This window comes from Pseudanabaena minima str. Chao 2107 (assembly GCF_051131155.1).
Classification (GTDB): domain Bacteria; phylum Cyanobacteriota; class Cyanobacteriia; order Pseudanabaenales; family Pseudanabaenaceae; genus Pseudanabaena; species Pseudanabaena minima.
On the sequence record NZ_CP159508.1, the window covers coordinates 2,771,040 to 2,785,763 of the forward strand.

General features: G+C 42.6%; 18 protein-coding genes. 10 read left to right on the plus strand and 8 right to left on the minus strand.

What is annotated here, in order from left to right:
* Positions 1–25: 25 nt before the first annotated feature.
* The 4 genes from groES to ilvD all read right to left on the minus strand — a co-directional run bounded on the left by groES (position 26) and on the right by ilvD (position 3,657).
* Positions 26–337 carry a co-chaperone GroES gene (gene groES, locus ABM313_RS12595; RefSeq protein WP_190577849.1) on the minus strand — a complete coding sequence of 104 codons (312 nt, stop codon included), beginning with the start codon at positions 335–337 and terminating at the stop codon, positions 26–28.
* A gap of 233 nt (positions 338–570) precedes the next feature.
* Positions 571–1,053 (minus strand): DUF29 domain-containing protein, encoded by a 483-nt coding sequence (locus ABM313_RS12600; protein ID WP_434683552.1) that lies wholly within the window; start codon positions 1,051–1,053, stop codon positions 571–573.
* 17 nt (positions 1,054–1,070) lie between these two features.
* The gene (locus ABM313_RS12605) at positions 1,071–1,649 is read right to left on the minus strand and encodes a 5-formyltetrahydrofolate cyclo-ligase (protein ID WP_434683553.1); all 579 of its coding nucleotides are present in this window, start codon (positions 1,647–1,649) and stop codon (positions 1,071–1,073) included.
* Between the two features lie 322 nt (positions 1,650–1,971).
* A complete protein-coding gene (ilvD, locus tag ABM313_RS12610) occupies positions 1,972–3,657 on the minus strand; it encodes a dihydroxy-acid dehydratase (RefSeq protein WP_434683554.1) in 1,686 nt (561 codons plus the stop codon).
* Positions 3,658–3,749: 92 nt separating this feature from the next.
* On the opposite strand from ilvD, the gene ABM313_RS12615 reads away from it, so the two are divergent.
* Positions 3,750–4,211, plus strand: coding sequence for a hypothetical protein (locus tag ABM313_RS12615; RefSeq protein ID WP_434683555.1), 462 nt, complete (start codon positions 3,750–3,752; stop codon positions 4,209–4,211).
* 36 nt (positions 4,212–4,247) lie between these two features.
* Here ABM313_RS12615 and ABM313_RS12620 read toward each other — a convergent pair whose 3' ends face one another.
* Positions 4,248–5,276 carry a DUF6709 family protein gene (locus tag ABM313_RS12620; RefSeq protein ID WP_434683556.1) on the minus strand — a complete coding sequence of 343 codons (1,029 nt, stop codon included), beginning with the start codon at positions 5,274–5,276 and terminating at the stop codon, positions 4,248–4,250.
* Between the two features lie 290 nt (positions 5,277–5,566).
* Positions 5,567–6,040: a nucleoside deaminase gene (locus tag ABM313_RS12625; protein ID WP_434683557.1), complete on the minus strand. Its 474-nt coding sequence runs from the start codon at positions 6,038–6,040 to the stop codon at positions 5,567–5,569.
* Positions 6,041–6,161: 121 nt separating this feature from the next.
* Between ABM313_RS12625 and metG the strand changes: the two genes are divergently transcribed.
* The 9 genes from metG to rpsI all read left to right on the plus strand — a co-directional run bounded on the left by metG (position 6,162) and on the right by rpsI (position 13,339).
* The gene (metG, locus tag ABM313_RS12630; protein ID WP_434683558.1) at positions 6,162–7,730 is read left to right on the plus strand and encodes a methionine--tRNA ligase; all 1,569 of its coding nucleotides are present in this window, start codon (positions 6,162–6,164) and stop codon (positions 7,728–7,730) included.
* A 439-nt stretch (positions 7,731–8,169) separates the two neighbouring features.
* Positions 8,170–8,814, plus strand: a complete 645-nt coding sequence (locus ABM313_RS12635) for an NYN domain-containing protein (RefSeq protein ID WP_434683559.1) — start codon at positions 8,170–8,172, stop codon at positions 8,812–8,814.
* A gap of 300 nt (positions 8,815–9,114) precedes the next feature.
* Positions 9,115–9,498 (plus strand): 30S ribosomal protein S13, encoded by a 384-nt coding sequence (gene rpsM, locus ABM313_RS12640; protein ID WP_009628987.1) that lies wholly within the window; start codon positions 9,115–9,117, stop codon positions 9,496–9,498.
* 20 nt (positions 9,499–9,518) lie between these two features.
* Positions 9,519–9,914 carry a 30S ribosomal protein S11 gene (gene rpsK, locus ABM313_RS12645; protein WP_009628986.1) on the plus strand — a complete coding sequence of 132 codons (396 nt, stop codon included), beginning with the start codon at positions 9,519–9,521 and terminating at the stop codon, positions 9,912–9,914.
* 130 nt (positions 9,915–10,044) lie between these two features.
* Complete coding sequence (locus ABM313_RS12650; protein ID WP_009628985.1) at positions 10,045–10,998, plus strand: DNA-directed RNA polymerase subunit alpha; 954 nt, start codon at positions 10,045–10,047, stop codon at positions 10,996–10,998.
* A 58-nt stretch (positions 10,999–11,056) separates the two neighbouring features.
* Positions 11,057–11,491 carry a 50S ribosomal protein L17 gene (gene rplQ / locus ABM313_RS12655; protein WP_434683560.1) on the plus strand — a complete coding sequence of 145 codons (435 nt, stop codon included), beginning with the start codon at positions 11,057–11,059 and terminating at the stop codon, positions 11,489–11,491.
* Between the two features lie 8 nt (positions 11,492–11,499).
* A complete protein-coding gene (gene truA / locus ABM313_RS12660; protein ID WP_434683561.1) occupies positions 11,500–12,339 on the plus strand; it encodes a tRNA pseudouridine(38-40) synthase TruA in 840 nt (279 codons plus the stop codon).
* A 106-nt stretch (positions 12,340–12,445) separates the two neighbouring features.
* A complete protein-coding gene (rplM, locus tag ABM313_RS12665; RefSeq protein ID WP_434683562.1) occupies positions 12,446–12,913 on the plus strand; it encodes a 50S ribosomal protein L13 in 468 nt (155 codons plus the stop codon).
* A 12-nt stretch (positions 12,914–12,925) separates the two neighbouring features.
* Complete coding sequence (gene rpsI / locus ABM313_RS12670; RefSeq protein ID WP_094530392.1) at positions 12,926–13,339, plus strand: 30S ribosomal protein S9; 414 nt, start codon at positions 12,926–12,928, stop codon at positions 13,337–13,339.
* 93 nt (positions 13,340–13,432) lie between these two features.
* On the opposite strand, the gene ABM313_RS12675 is transcribed toward rpsI, so the two are convergent.
* Positions 13,433–13,966 (minus strand): hypothetical protein, encoded by a 534-nt coding sequence (locus ABM313_RS12675; RefSeq protein WP_434683563.1) that lies wholly within the window; start codon positions 13,964–13,966, stop codon positions 13,433–13,435.
* Between the two features lie 35 nt (positions 13,967–14,001).
* The gene (locus ABM313_RS12680) at positions 14,002–14,382 is read right to left on the minus strand and encodes an Hpt domain-containing protein (protein ID WP_434683564.1); all 381 of its coding nucleotides are present in this window, start codon (positions 14,380–14,382) and stop codon (positions 14,002–14,004) included.
* Positions 14,383–14,724: the final 342 nt, after the last annotated feature.

The window sequence follows — 14,724 nt, forward strand, 5'->3', positions numbered from 1 at the left end:
CGCTAACAGCTAATTGCTCTTAGCTCTATTCAACGATCGCGAGAATATCTCTTTCTGCAAGGAGCAAATAATCTACGCTTTCGATTTTGACTTCAGTGCCTGCATACTTGGAGTAAAGAACTTTATCGCCTGCTTTGACTTCTAGCGCTACACGAGTACCTTTATCATTGCGTGCGCCAGGACCAACGGCAGTTACTTCACCGATTTGGGGCTTTTCTTGTGCTGTGTCTGGCAAGAAAATACCGCCTACAGTTTTTTCTTCTTTTGTTGCTACTTTAACCAATAGGCGATCGCCTAGAGGTTGTAATGTACCAGTATTTAGGGTTAACGATGCCACTATGCCATACCTCCTTAAAATCTAATCAGAGCGGACTTTGCAAGTGATGACTCAAGGTGGAATTTTCATTTCACTCAGTCACACATTGCGTGCGTTAGCACTCTGTCTCACTGAGTGCCAATATACTGCGAAAAGAGTCAGTAACTAGATCGGCTTACCGTACAAACAAAGAACCGATTTTTGGTGGTGCAGCGTAGCCACAACCTCAAAAATCAGTTCTTGATTAACCTTTGCTATTCAGGTAGATATTCTTCATCTATGACTTGATCGTGAGTAAAGGGAGATTCTGGAGGGAAAGTGTGGCTTGGTAGTCCTGTTTCGATCACAGCAAGTTTTTTGGCATCTAGATAAACATCAGCAAACTCCTGCAAAAAATGTCTCTTGAGGCTAGGACTATTTTTGAAAGCTTTGCGCATTCTCTGGCGATGCTCAGCTAGGGTATATAGCCAACTATTAGAGCGTTTTTCGGGTTGGTATTTGTATTTGAGTAAATGCATGAGAATAACTTTTAAATTGCTCTCTAGTGATTGTTTTTGGCTATTACCCATGTCTTCAATTTCTTCAAGCAAATTTTCCAAGTCCAAATCTCTAAGTTTGCCTTGGCGCAACAACACCAATGCTTGCTCTATCCACAGACAGAAGTCCTCTTCATAGAGATCATGATGGGATTTGATGTGCGGTTTGTCTGTTTGCGGTTTGTCTGATGCGATCGCCATATTTGACCAGTTGAACGCTAAAGTAATCCTAGCATTAAGGCTTTTGAGTCAGTAAAAATGGCATCTAGTGGTACATCCCAAGCATCATGGGGCAGTTCATCTACATAAAACTCATCGAAGATCACTCCTGCTTTAAATCCTGTAGAGTTAGGTAACCAGCGATCATAAAAGCCACCACCATAGCCCAGTCGATAACCTTGGCGATCGCAAGCCACCGCAGGAATCAAAATTAGATCAATATTCTGTAAATCCATAAAGGGCAAGTCATGGCGCGGCTCCAGAATGCCAAAGGCTCCCGATCGCATGTTGTTGTCAAAATCAGCGATCGCCACTTGATGCCAAATCAGATCTTTTTCGACACAGCGAGAAAAGCCCCAATTCTTGTCAGGGAATATTTGCCACAGGGGGCTTAAATCTGGTTCTTGGCGAAAACTGCTAAATGTCAATATATTTTGCGCCTGTTGAAAAATTTGCCAATCGCAGAGGCGATCGCATAGTGCTTGACTTTTTTGTTGCCAAATTTCATGGGGGATTTGCCGACGTTGGTTGAGCAATGTGCGTCTAAGTTGTTTTTTTGTTGGCGGAAAATCTGTCATTTTATCTTAGTGGTGCAGAAAACTTTTGGCGTATCAAATAAGATGGTGAGACCTAGTTTAAGACAAGCCTGCAAACACCTATACTCGTTGATGTTGCCATTATGAACATGCACTTACACAAAAAATTTATATTCGCTTGTTTTTTGAAAGCCTTGCTAGATAAGGGTTTCAAAAACGCCTAGAGTTTTCTGCACCACTAAGGTCATTTTATATCGCTTGTAAGGCTGTGAAATCAAGCCCAAGAATTAGTGATGCGGCGCTTCGCGCCGCATCACTAATTCTTGGGCTTTAATGTCTATTTTCACACTGGAAAGGGAGTAATTTAGTACAGGTCTAAATCAGTCACTGCACCTTTGCTGCTAGTCGAAACTAACTTGGCATATTTTGCTAAAACTCCCTTGGTGTAGCGAGGCGCAGGAGCCTTCCAATTCGCACGACGGCTAGCTAGTTCCTCATCGCTGACATTGAGTTGAATCAAACGCTGATGGGCATCAATCGTGATCGAGTCACCTTCTTGGACTAAAGCGATCGTTCCACCCACAAAAGCTTCAGGGGCGACGTGACCAACCACCATTCCGTAAGTACCACCAGAGAAACGACCATCGGTGATTAAACCTACGGAGTCGCCTAAACCAGCACCGATAATTGCACTTGTTGGCGCAAGCATTTCACGCATCCCAGGTCCACCCTTAGGACCTTCGTAGCGAATTACCAGAATGTCCCCTGCATTGATCTTATTATCGAGAATCGCTGCAAGAGAATCTTCTTCTGATTCAAAAACACGCGCAGGTCCAGTAATGATCGGATTCTTTACGCCAGAGATTTTGGCTACTGCACCTTCTTCAGCAAGATTTCCTCTCAGAACTGCGAGATGTCCTTGCTTGTACATGGGGCGATCCCAAGGACGAATTACATCTTGATCGGCGCGAGGCTCGGCAGGAATATCTTTGAGAACTTCTTCAATGGTTTGACCAGTAATCGTGATGCAATCACCATGTAATAAGCCATGAACTAAGAGCATCTTCATCACTTGAGGAATACCACCTGCTTTATGGAGGTCAGTAGCTACATACTTTCCTGATGGCTTAAGGTCACAGAGTACGGGAACACGCTCGCGGATGCGCTCGAAATCGTCGAGATGCCATTCCACACCTGCGGAATAGGCGATCGCTAAAAAGTGTAAGACTGCATTAGTAGAACCACCCACAGCCATAACTACGGAAATGGCATTCTCAATCGATTTACGAGTGATGATGTCGCGAGGTAATAGATTATTGCGAATCGCGTTAACTAGAACCGTACCAGCAAGTTCAGTATTGGTTGCCTTTTCAGGTGCAACGGCAGACATGGTAGAGGAATACATCAAGCTCATGCCCATTGCTTCAAAAGCTGAAGACATGGTGTTAGCAGTATACATACCACCGCAGGAACCAGCCCCAGGGCAAGCATTGCGCTCAACTGAATTGAGTCTGACTTCATCAATTCGACCTGCGCTATATTGACCAACGGCTTCAAAAGAACTAACTACAGTCAAATCTTCGCCATCAAGATGTCCAGGTTCGATCGTGCCACCATAGACAAAGATTGCAGGAATGTTCATTCTTGCCATAGCAATCATCGCCCCCGGCATATTCTTATCACAGCCACCGATCGCCAAAACCCCATCCATACTTTGACCAGTACAGGCTGTTTCGATGGAGTCAGCAATCACATCGCGGGAGACGAGTGAATATTTCATTCCCTCAGTTCCCATGGAAATCCCATCGCTAATTGTAATCGTGCCAAAAACTTGGGGCATCCCATTAGCAGCGCGAATTCCTGCTTCAGCGCGAATAGCAAGAGGGGCAATCCCCATATTGCAAGGGGTAATTGTGCTATGGGCGCTGGCAACACCGACAATGGGCTTTGTAAAATCCGAGTCTTGGAAACCAACGGCGCGTAACATAGCGCGGTTAGGCGATCGCTGAACACCTTCAGTAATTGCACGACTTCTGCGATTGTCGGACATAGTTCAAATCTCTGTTATTAGCTTAATCAACTAAAACATTTTAGAATTTTTAGACACTAGAATAATCACCTTGGACTATCGGCAATTACCAAATGCAACTTCAAACGCAATTTCCCAAGCACCTATTTGATCGTTTATCAACTGCTTCCAACCGTCGTAATGCCCTTTATGTAGCGACCTTGAGCCTCGGAATCATACTCTATGGTTGTGGAGAAAGTAAGATTTCCCAATGTAACAAAGTTGTTACCATTGCCAATAAAACTAATACTCTGACAGCCCCCAAGGATATTACAGGCTTTGGCGCATTCGCTGAAAGTATTGATCAAATTCGCACAGAAGTACAGGCGATCGCCGTCCAAGACTCAAAGCTTAAGGAATTACAAACACAGTTGCTAGGTGTATATGGGGATGCTTCTCAAGCACTGAAGGGGCAAGTAAAGGCAACTGAGGCTAAAGATGCCAATGCTATGACTAAAGCCAAGCAAGATTTAGAAACTGCATCAACTAAAGAAAGTGAGGTTGTTGATCAAATTAATGCTTTGTGTAGCAAATAAATTAAAAAACTGCACCGAGTGCAGTTTTTTAATTTTTTAAGATATCGCTTGGCGAGTTTGATCGACTGAATCGATCATTTTTTGCCGTTCTCGCTTCCACATTTTTTGAAGCTCGTCACTGTAGCCCAATATTAAGTAAGGAAAGCGATTGAATATTTCTTGTAACAGCAGTTCCACATCGGCTTCATTAGGACAAGGACAGCCATACTCCTCACCATAGCGATCATAGAGTACTGCACTATAAATCTTGCCATACTTAGTAGAAGTGACCTTCTTGTAAGCCCAAACTAGTTGATCAAGCTTAATAGCTTTTAAGTCAGTCTTCAAAAGCTGAAGTAGCCAAGAGCGTGTTAATTGATTGCCGCCAATTGTAATCGTATTAATTCCTGAACTTGCTTCTGTATCAATTTCTTGAATTAGAGTTTGCCAATCACCTAGCTTTGCTAGATGTTTGCAAATTGGATGATTGCCAAGATTCGATCGCCAACGCATTGCTGAGACAATTTGCCAAATGCTAAATATCGCCAGAGGAATTGCAAATAAAAGGACAACATATCCTCCCAAACGATAGTCATTGGTATCTAGCATAAAAGGTAAAAAAGCTCCTTTGAGACTAGAATCTTGAGATTCAATTGGGGTTACAATTCTACTTTTAATTTCGCTTGAAATCTCAGACAATCCACCTGTAACTTGTGTACTACTGCCACTCACTCCTGACTTTACTAATAGAATACGTTTGTCAAGTTGCAAAGTTTGATATTTTGCGGAAACAGACTGACTAATAGTTTGTCCAGTACTACGACGAACTCTTTTAGTAATTTGTTGAACACCTGTATCATCAATTGCATTTCCTTTGACGGTAATGTACTGCTGTAGGTTATCGTCAAGAGATTTTATTCCCTCCAAACTTTTCGCATCAACTGGGAACGGACCAAGAGCAAAGTTATATAAGTAGCGATATTGCCATCCTGCTACGCCTACCAAAACCGCCATTAATATTCCATTTGATATTAATAAATTTCGGCTTTTGCGAAGTACTTGCTTACCAATAATGTTGTTAAACATAGTTGTTTTCTCTAACGTCAAAAGTTGTAGCAAATTATGAATCAACTTCAATCAACAATTTTTTTATGCTATGGCATAAATCTCTTCCTGCCATAACTTATTGATCACTACCACCAATTTTTATATCAACTCAAAACATAGTGTTTTTGTTGACAAATTAAATTTGTCTATATTTTCAAGAGCTGCATAAAGTTGATTCTGTAATTAGCTTTGTCTGAGTGTAAAACAACTGATAAACAAACAAATCAGTGTTGCAAATTTTGAAACAGCTTCGATCATCAAACTGTGGTTTAGGATTTACGGCGATGATTAGCAAACCAATCTCGCAATAACTCTTGGCATTCTCGTTCGCGGATTCCAGCGATCGCCTCTAGTTTGTGAAAAGACACAGGACTATCGGGTAAGTTAGCCACGGTGCGAATTGAGCCTGCTTTAGGATCGTCAGCGCCATAGACTAAGGTATTAATCCTCGCTTGCAAAATTGCCCCCGCACACATTGGACAAGGCTCTAAAGTCACATATAGTGTGCATCCGTTCAAATGCCAATCTTGCAATACTCGCGCCGCCTCACGAATTGCGACAATTTCAGCATGGGCAGTGGGATCGCGATCGCGTTCTTTGCGATTTACTCCAGTTGCGATCGCATCTCCTAACTTATTTACAATTATTGCGCCCACAGGAATTTCCCCTAGCTCTCCCACTTCTTTTGCTAATGAGATTGCTCGATCCATCCAAATTTGATGCACTTCTAGATTTTTCGTCATTTGTCGCTTACCATTCCCAAAATGATCGGGGGCGCTAAGCACCGCCGATCATTTTGGAGTTTAATGTTATATTTACAGCCATTTTTTTGCAAAATGGTATTAGTCCTGAATTGAGTCCTCTATGTCCCCAGAACCGATCGCTTTAACCACACCACTTTTTTACGTCAACGATCGCCCACACATTGGTAGCGCCTACCCCACGATCGCTGCCGATGCTTTTGCACGGTTCTATCGGCTCAAAGGACATCCAGTCATGTTTGTCACGGGTACAGATGAGCATGGACAAAAAATTCAGCGTACTGCTGAAAAAAACAATCTATCGCCTCAAGAACATTGCGATCGCACCGTTGCTGAATTTTATACGCTTTGGGAAAAACTTAATATTAGGTTTGATCGCTTTACCCGTACTACTGCGCCAAAACATCAAGCGATCGTTAATGAATTTTTTCAACGGGTCTACGACGCAGGCGATATTTACTTAAATCAGCAAAAGGGCTGGTACTGTGTCGCTTGTGAAGAATTTAAAGAAGAGCGCGAACTCCCTGAAAGCCATCATTGTCCAATCCATACTAATGTTGTCTGTGAATGGCGCGATGAACCAAATTATTTCTTTCGCCTCTCCAAATATCAAGATGCACTCGATCAATTTCATGAGTCGCATCCCGACTTCATCCAACCTGAAAGTCGTCGTAATGAAGTCCTCGGATTCATGAAGCAAGGCTTACAGGATTTCTCGATCTCCCGCGTTAACCTTGATTGGGGATTCCCGATCCCCACCGATCCAACCCATACAATCTATGTTTGGTTTGATGCCTTGCTCGGTTATGTCACAGCGTTACTCGAACCTGATGATGAGCCAACCCTAGAAAATGCTCTCAAAAAGTGGTATCCCTTCAACCTCCATATTATTGGTAAAGATATTTTAAGATTTCATGCGATTTACTGGCCAGCCATGCTTATGTCGGCAGGATTAGACTTACCCAAGCGGGTATTTGGTCACGGTTTGCTGACAAAAGATGGACTAAAAATGGGAAAAACTTTGGGTAATACCATTGATCCCTACGATTTAGTTGATCGCTTTGGAGCCGATTCAATTCGTTACTATTTCCTTAAGGAAATTGAGTTTGGGCGTGATGGTGATTTTAATGAAGAGAGATTTGTGGCGATCGTGAATGCTGATCTCGCCAATAGCCTTGGTAATTTACTCAATCGCAGTCTGGGAATGGCAAATAAATATTGTCAACAAACTATTCCTGCACATGATCCCAGCGATCACACTGAAGTCTCAGATCTAATTAAACCAGTGATTGAACAAGCAAAAAATTTGGGCGATCGCGTAGCTCTTGATTATCAAAATCTTAACTTTCGAGCAGCTTGTGAGAAGATTCTGGAACTAATCTGGAATTGCAACAAGCTAATCGATGAAACTACCCCTTGGAAGCAATTTAAAGCAGGTAAACAGCAAGAAGTTAACGAAACTTTATATACTTTGCTCGAATCAGTAAGGATTGCAGTTTATTTACTTTCCCCAATTGCACCCAAACTGGGCATCGCCGCCTATCAACAATTGGGGTTAAATTTTGATGAAACATCTCCACCTGATTGGAGTCACACAAATTGGGGAATACTCAAAACAGGTGCATCCCTAGCTACGCCAGTACCGATCTTTCAACGTATTGAAATTGTTTAAGTTGCAATACATTGAAGCTTTAAGTGGTGTAATTTATTAACTCTTATACCTATCATAATCTATGCCTCTGAGTATATTTACTTATGGTGTATAGTTGAAGGTAGCTTATAAAAATAAATTTATTGTTTTTGTATTCTTATTATAAAAAATTCATTTATAGTTCTGAGTTTATTTTAGATTTATCTTTAATTCACTTTGGATTGATTACTATTAAATTTTCCAATAATTCTCAAAAAGTCTTGGGATAAAGCAAGTTTATTTATTGAAAGCTACTTTTAACGTCCGATACTAGCTTTAAATCAGCTATGTGTGAGTTTATTAAAAAATTTTAAGAGGTTCTTCTGAATTAGGTAAACACTTAGGACGGTTTTAAGTATCAATGCTAATACCAAAGCTTCATCCCGCAGCACTAGATAACAAGCGTTCTATAGGCAAAAATATGTTACCTTTTGAGCAAGATTCTGGCTTTAAAGCAGACCAGATTTTAGAAAATCGAGGGCGAGTTGCCATCTTTATTGATGGCTCCAATCTTTTTTACGCAGCCCTACAACTGGGGATCGAAATCGACTATACCAAGTTGCTGCTATGCCTTACTGATGGTTCACGTTTACTCCGCGCATTCTTCTATACAGGAGTTGATCGCACCAATGAAAAGCAACAGGGATTCCTGTTGTGGATGCGTCGCAATGGCTATCGAGTTATTTCTAAAGAACTTGTACAGTTACCCGATGGCTCCAAGAAAGCTAACCTTGATGTCGAGATTGCTGTAGACATGATGGCGCTAATTGGTTCCTACGATACTGCTGTATTAGTAAGTGGCGACGGGGATCTCGCCTATGCGGTTGATGCGGCAAGTTATCGTGGTGTACGTGTTGAAGTGGTCAGTTTACGTTCAATGACCAGCGATCATCTGATTAATGTTGCTGATCGCTATGTCGATCTCGAAGCGATCAAAGAAGATATTATGAAAATATCGCGATCTCAAGCGCCCAGCAATATGCCAAGTAATGCTCCATCGATCGCGAGCTATACCTATCGTCCGATCTCTGGAGTTGCTTCAATAGAAACTGATCGTGACAACTAATGGCGATCACTGCCAAGTATTCTTGGCTTAGTAAAACTAATCCTAACTAATCCTAAAAAATATTGACAGAAGTTGCCATTGTCAATATATTATAGAGTTCGCTGTAAAATATTACGTCTTCGTAATTTGCTTCTGTCGATTGTAGCTAACCCACTGCATAGAACGCACGCTCTCACGAAGATAGTGTTGTACAGCCATCCGTCCTCAAATTTACTCATAAAACATCTGAAAAGGTCTGTCAACGAGTACTTTTAGGGCAAACATAACATTGAAAACTGACAACAAATTGGGAGACTTATAGTGGCTCGCATTGCAGGAGTTGACCTTCCGCGTGACAAGCGCATCGAAATAGGACTAACGTACATATACGGAATCGGTCTAACTAGCGCCAAAAAAATCTTAGCAGCTACCAAAATAAACCCTGATACACGGGTTAAAGAACTTACTGATCCTGAAGTAACAACTTTACGCCAAGAGGTAGAATCCAACTTTCAAGTAGAAGGCGATCTGCGTCGTCTCGAAGGTTTAAGCATCAAACGCCTAGTAGACATCGGTTGCTACCGAGGTCGCAGACATCGTATGGGGCTTCCTGTGCGCGGACAACGTACTCGCACCAATGCTCGTACCCGTCGTGGCGGTCGTCGTACTGTCGCAGGTAAGAAGAAGGCTCCAGGTAAGAAGTAAGTAAGGATTAATACGAAACAATGGCTCGTCAAACAACTCGTAGAACTGGCGCACGTAAGAATAAGCGCAATGTCCCTAATGGAGTCGCTTACATCCAGTCTACTTTTAACAACACTATCGTCACGATCGCAGACACTGTTGGAGATGTGATCTCTTGGTCTTCGGCTGGTGCTAGTGGCTTTAAGGGCGCGAAGAAGGGTACTCCATTTGCAGCGCAAACTGCTGCCGAATCGGCGGCTAGAAGAGCGATGGAGCAAGGAATGCGTCAGGTTGAAGTAATGGTCACAGGTCCTGGATCAGGTCGTGAAACCGCAGTGAGAGCATTGCAAGCTGCTGGTTTAGAGATCACTCTTATTCGTGATATTACTCCTATTCCTCACAATGGCTGCCGTCCTCCAAAGCGCAGACGTGTGTAATCAATTACGAATTAGAAATTACGAATTAGAAACTAAGCTCATAATTCGTAACTCGTAATTCGTAATTCCCCAATTCTCTAATTTCTCCCTTTGATTTTCGTTTACTCTTGCAGACTAAGTCGGTACAAATATGGCACAGTTTCAGGTTGAGTGCGTTGCATCCCACACAGAAAAAGACAATAGCCAGTACAGCCAATTCGTACTGGAACCACTAGATCGGGGGCAAGGCATTACCATTGGAAATGCGCTCAGACGGGTATTGCTCTCCAATCTTGAGGGTGCGGCCGTCACTGCTGTTCGCATTGCTGGTGTCAACCATGAGTTTGCGACGATTCCAGGCGTGCGGGAAGACGTTTTGGATTTGATGCTCAACTTGAAAGAACTAGTGTTGAAGTCTTATAGCTCAGCACCGCAGATCATTCGTTTGGTAGAGCGCGGTCCAAAATTAGTCACGGCTACCAGTTTCCATTCTTTGCCATCGGATATCGAGATTGTGAATCCTAACCAATACATTGCGACTCTCAGTGAGGGGGCAACTTTGGAGATGGAACTAACGATTGAGCGTGGTAAAGGCTATCGCTCGGTAGACCGCTCTAAGGAAGATCACAGTTCTCCGATTGATACACTCAAGATTGATGCTGTGTTTATGCCTGTGCGTAAGGTCAAGTATGAGATTAAGGACGCTCGGATCGGTGATGCGATCAACAAAGAGAGTCTGCTAATCGATATCTGGACAAATGGCAGCATTACACCTCAAGAAGCACTTAGCCAAGCCGCTAGTGTGTTGGTGAATTTGTTCTCGCCCTTGCAAGAAATCACCCTTGCGCCTTCGTTGCCCCAAGAACGTGATGAGCAAGACGAGACTAAGCAAATTCACATTGAAGAATTGCAACTATCTGTTAGAGCTTATAACTGTCTCAAACGCGCTCAGATTAATACTGTTGCGGATTTGTTGGAATACACCCAAGACGATTTACTGGAAATCAAAAACTTTGGTCAAAAATCGGCTGAGGAAGTTATGGATGCCCTTAAACAGCATCTTGGCTTGACCTTAACTGAGTCCAAAGCTTCTAAAGTTCTGTAAAAAAGCAAAATCTCTTTTCTTGAAAGAGTTTGGTTTCATATCCATCTAGTACACACCTATGCGTCACCGTTGTAAAACCCCCCAGCTTAACAAGGCTGCCGATCAGCGCAAAGCTCTCCTACGGGCTTTGACAACTGAACTAATCCTTAGAGGCGAAATTAAGACCACTAGAGCTAAGGCTGATGCCGTTCGTAGCAGTGTTGATCACATGATCACCCTTGCTAAAGATGGTTCTCTGCACGCTCGTCGTCAAGCGATCGCCTACCTATACGACATTTCGGTCAAAGATGGCGAACCCGTAAGCGATCGTCCTCAAACCAAAACTAAACAAGAACAATTACCCGAAGAAGAGCGCGTAACTACCTTGGTTGACTTGTTGTTCACCCAAGCAAAGGATCGCTATGCTGAGCGCAATGGTGGTTATACCCGCATTGTACGCACAGTCAGCCGTCGTGGTGATAATGCGGAAATGGCGATCTTGCAACTTGTGTAAGCATCAAGATGTTCTCTGCTGATTCTGAGTCTCCCCATCGTATTGCTTTAGTTATTCAATATCTAGGTACATACTTTTATGGGTGGCAAAGGCAGCCAAATCATCCCAGTGTGCAGCAAACGATTGAAGAAGCGATCGCTAAGATCTGCGGAAAGCCAACCGTTTTGCATAGTGCAGGTAGAACTGATACGGGCGTTCATGCTGCGGCTCAAGTAGCCCACTTTGATACGTCAAGCTTGATCCCTCCCCAACGTTGGGCAAAGATACTTAATAGTTATTTGCCTGAAGGGATTTTGATCTGTGGATCAACGGAAGTAGAAAGCGATTGGCACGCAAGATTTTCGGCGACATGGCGGCGTTATCGTTACACGATTTACACCGCAGCAATCCCAAATCTGTTTGTAAAGCCGTTTAGTTGGCACTACTACCATGATCGCCTTGATGAAAAGCTGATCCATCAAGCCTTGCAGCCGATGTTAGGTGAGCAGGATATGGCAGCATTTCAACGAGCAGGTTCAAGTCGCCCCCATAGTCGTCTTGAACTTCAAGAAGCCCTATGTTGGCGAGATGGTGATTTTGTCCATGTGGAAGTACAGGCAAGTGGCTTTTTGTACGGCATGATTCGCTTGTTAGTAGGGCAATTAGTCGATGTAGGGCGTTCACGTCTGAGTGTCGAAGCCTTTACGCGCATTTGGCAAGAAAAACGTCGTATTGAAGTTAAGTATGCTGCTCCCCCACAAGGATTGTGCCTATTGGCGATCGGCTATGCTGATAATCCCTTTGCGGAATTCGCATCACGCAAGCAAACACTAGGTTTAAATGACAGCCATGTACTTAACTTGGTCTGAAGTTTAAAAGCTAACCTGTCCCAAACTCAAAAGTTTGATAAATATATTTCCCAGATATATTTCCCAGATAAATAATCATAGATAAATCTCGTTTGTAGAGAAACTAATGACTACAACTACTCTTACTCCCAATAAAAGCTACTTACCAAAAGATCCCGATCGCAAATGGTATGTCATTGATGCGGAAGGTCAGCGCCTAGGAAGGCTTGCTAGCGCGATCGCGGTAATCCTACGCGGTAAAAATAAGCCAACCTATACGCCCCACCTAGATACTGGCGATTTCGTCGTGGTAATCAACGCCGAAAAAATTGCTGTAACTGGCAAGAAATCCACCCAAAAGCTATATAGAAGACATTCTGGTCGCCCAGGTGGGATGAAGGAAGAAACTTTCGACAAAGTAATCGCTCGCGTTCCTGAACGAGTTCTCGAACATGCGATTAAAGGTATGTTGCCGAAAAATACCCTCGGTCGTCAGCTTTTCACCAAGCTCAAGGTTTATAAGGGTGCTAGCCATCCCCATGAGGCGCAACAGCCTGAGACCTTGGTCATCAACACCATTCCATCGCTGAAGTAGGAGAAATCACAGATGTCAGATACTGAACGTTCTAATCGTGCTGTTTACTGGGGAACTGGTCGTCGTAAAAGAGCGATCGCCCGTGTACGCCTCGTCCCAGGTGAAGGCAAAATCGTAATCAATGGCAAACCAGGTGATCTGTATTTGCAATTTAACCCTAGCTACATCTCAGGGGTAAAGGCTCCTTTGGAAACTTTGGGTTTGGAAAATGAGTACGATGTTTTGGTCAATGCTCATGGTGGCGGTGTAACTGGTCAAGCTGATGCAATTCGTCTAGGTGTTGCTCGTGCCTTGTGTGAACTTGCTCCTGAAAACCGTAAACCTCTCAAGGTTGAAGGCTACATGACTCGCGATCCTCGTTGCAAGGAACGTAAGAAGTATGGTCTCAAGAAAGCTCGTAAAGCTCCTCAATACTCGAAACGGTAATTACTTACTCAAAAAAAAGAAAAAGCCTCGCAATGCGAGGCTTTTTCTTTAAAAAAAGATGAGATGCGGTGCTTTGCACCGCATCTCATCTTTTTATAGCTTCTCAATTCCACGATCTAAAACTTCATAGTAAAGAGGCAAATAGCCTGATTTAATACCACCTTCTTCTTTTGCCTTGTCTAGATTACCGCGCAAGGTGTGACTATTATGAACGCTGTAGATTTCATAGCGATCGCCTATAAATACGTAATCAGCAACATCGGTAAACTCTTCACCTTTAACTAGTTGCCAGCGATCGTCTACATAGACAAAATGATAGTCGGCGAGATCTGGACTGGATGATGGGCGTTCTACAGCGGCAGATATTTCACCAATGTAGTGAGGATTGTTGCTAGTAGGTGGAATAACTTTGCTGGTGACATTGCGATAAAAACAGCTTTCGTTATAGCAAAACCTCAGTTTTGCCATTTTGTTTTTGATGTTTTCAAAGCGATCGATGATCTGAGTTGGAGAAGGCTCACTTACAGCGAAAACAGTTAGAGAAAGAGCGTTACAGAAGGTTATACCAAGACAAATTAGGCAGACAAAAAATATATTGGCAAGCGATCGCCATTGCTTACTGGTCATAAAATTTATAGTTCTTAAAACTATATTATCCATGGCTAAGATTCAATTTTTTTTGGTGCTGACAAAGTCGCTGATTTTTCGTGAATAAATAACTCAACATCCTGTATTTTTCTCAACATATCATCAATAATCTCCAGAATTTTTTGCTGATCTTGACTTGCATCTAGTTTCTCAAGTTGCCCTGCCAATGTCTGGATTTGCAAAGCCCCCACATTCGCACTAGAACCTTTTAGGTGATGTGCTTCACCCATAATTTTTGACCAATCATCTCTAGTAATTGCATCACGAATTTTTTCAATACGCTGTGAGACATCTTCAACATAAACCTGTAAAACCTCAATCTCAAACTCTATATCTCCTTCTGATATTTGACTAAGTTGTTCTAAGTTAACAGGTGAGTCTGGTTGCTGATTCATATAGATAAAAGCCTTACAGCGATTAGCTAAGCTACTTTAGCTTGTATCTGGCTAAACTACCATGTATGCAATCCAAAAATCCAGCAATCCCAACACAGAAAATGGCTCACTCATTTTTTGTGTTTAAAACCCTGACTAGGTTTGGTTTTGAATTCATAAAAGTCTGACGACACTTTTGTGAGTTGATATTATAGCTGTTGCCATTCTTGTTACCCAAATAGTGTGAGGCGATGCAAAGCGCCGCCTCACACTATTTGGGTAACTATTAAGTAGAAAAAGCTATTTAAAAGCATTTCAGGCGATCGCGATATCGATGTTAGAATGAGAAGCAATTGTAAAGAT

Bases quoted from the DNA above. Each gene is read 5' to 3' on its own strand.
- ABM313_RS12600 (WP_434683552.1), bottom strand. From the start codon at position 1,053: ATGGCGATCGCATCAGACAAACCGCAAACAGACAAACCGCACATCAAA.
- ABM313_RS12625 (WP_434683557.1), bottom strand. From the start codon at position 6,040: ATGACGAAAAATCTAGAAGTGCATCAAATTTGGATGGATCGAGCAATC.
- truA (WP_434683561.1), top strand. From the start codon at position 11,500: ATGTTCTCTGCTGATTCTGAGTCTCCCCATCGTATTGCTTTAGTTATT.
- ABM313_RS12615 (WP_434683555.1), top strand. From the start codon at position 3,750: ATGCAACTTCAAACGCAATTTCCCAAGCACCTATTTGATCGTTTATCA.
- rpsI (WP_094530392.1), top strand. From the start codon at position 12,926: ATGTCAGATACTGAACGTTCTAATCGTGCTGTTTACTGGGGAACTGGT.
- ABM313_RS12650 (WP_009628985.1), top strand. From the start codon at position 10,045: ATGGCACAGTTTCAGGTTGAGTGCGTTGCATCCCACACAGAAAAAGAC.
- rplM (WP_434683562.1), top strand. From the start codon at position 12,446: ATGACTACAACTACTCTTACTCCCAATAAAAGCTACTTACCAAAAGAT.
- ilvD (WP_434683554.1), bottom strand. From the start codon at position 3,657: ATGTCCGACAATCGCAGAAGTCGTGCAATTACTGAAGGTGTTCAGCGA.
- metG (WP_434683558.1), top strand. From the start codon at position 6,162: ATGTCCCCAGAACCGATCGCTTTAACCACACCACTTTTTTACGTCAAC.
- ABM313_RS12635 (WP_434683559.1), top strand. From the start codon at position 8,170: ATGTTACCTTTTGAGCAAGATTCTGGCTTTAAAGCAGACCAGATTTTA.
- rplQ (WP_434683560.1), top strand. From the start codon at position 11,057: ATGCGTCACCGTTGTAAAACCCCCCAGCTTAACAAGGCTGCCGATCAG.
- ABM313_RS12605 (WP_434683553.1), bottom strand. From the start codon at position 1,649: ATGACAGATTTTCCGCCAACAAAAAAACAACTTAGACGCACATTGCTC.
- ABM313_RS12675 (WP_434683563.1), bottom strand. From the start codon at position 13,966: ATGACCAGTAAGCAATGGCGATCGCTTGCCAATATATTTTTTGTCTGC.
- ABM313_RS12620 (WP_434683556.1), bottom strand. From the start codon at position 5,276: ATGTTTAACAACATTATTGGTAAGCAAGTACTTCGCAAAAGCCGAAAT.
- rpsK (WP_009628986.1), top strand. From the start codon at position 9,519: ATGGCTCGTCAAACAACTCGTAGAACTGGCGCACGTAAGAATAAGCGC.
- ABM313_RS12680 (WP_434683564.1), bottom strand. From the start codon at position 14,382: ATGAATCAGCAACCAGACTCACCTGTTAACTTAGAACAACTTAGTCAA.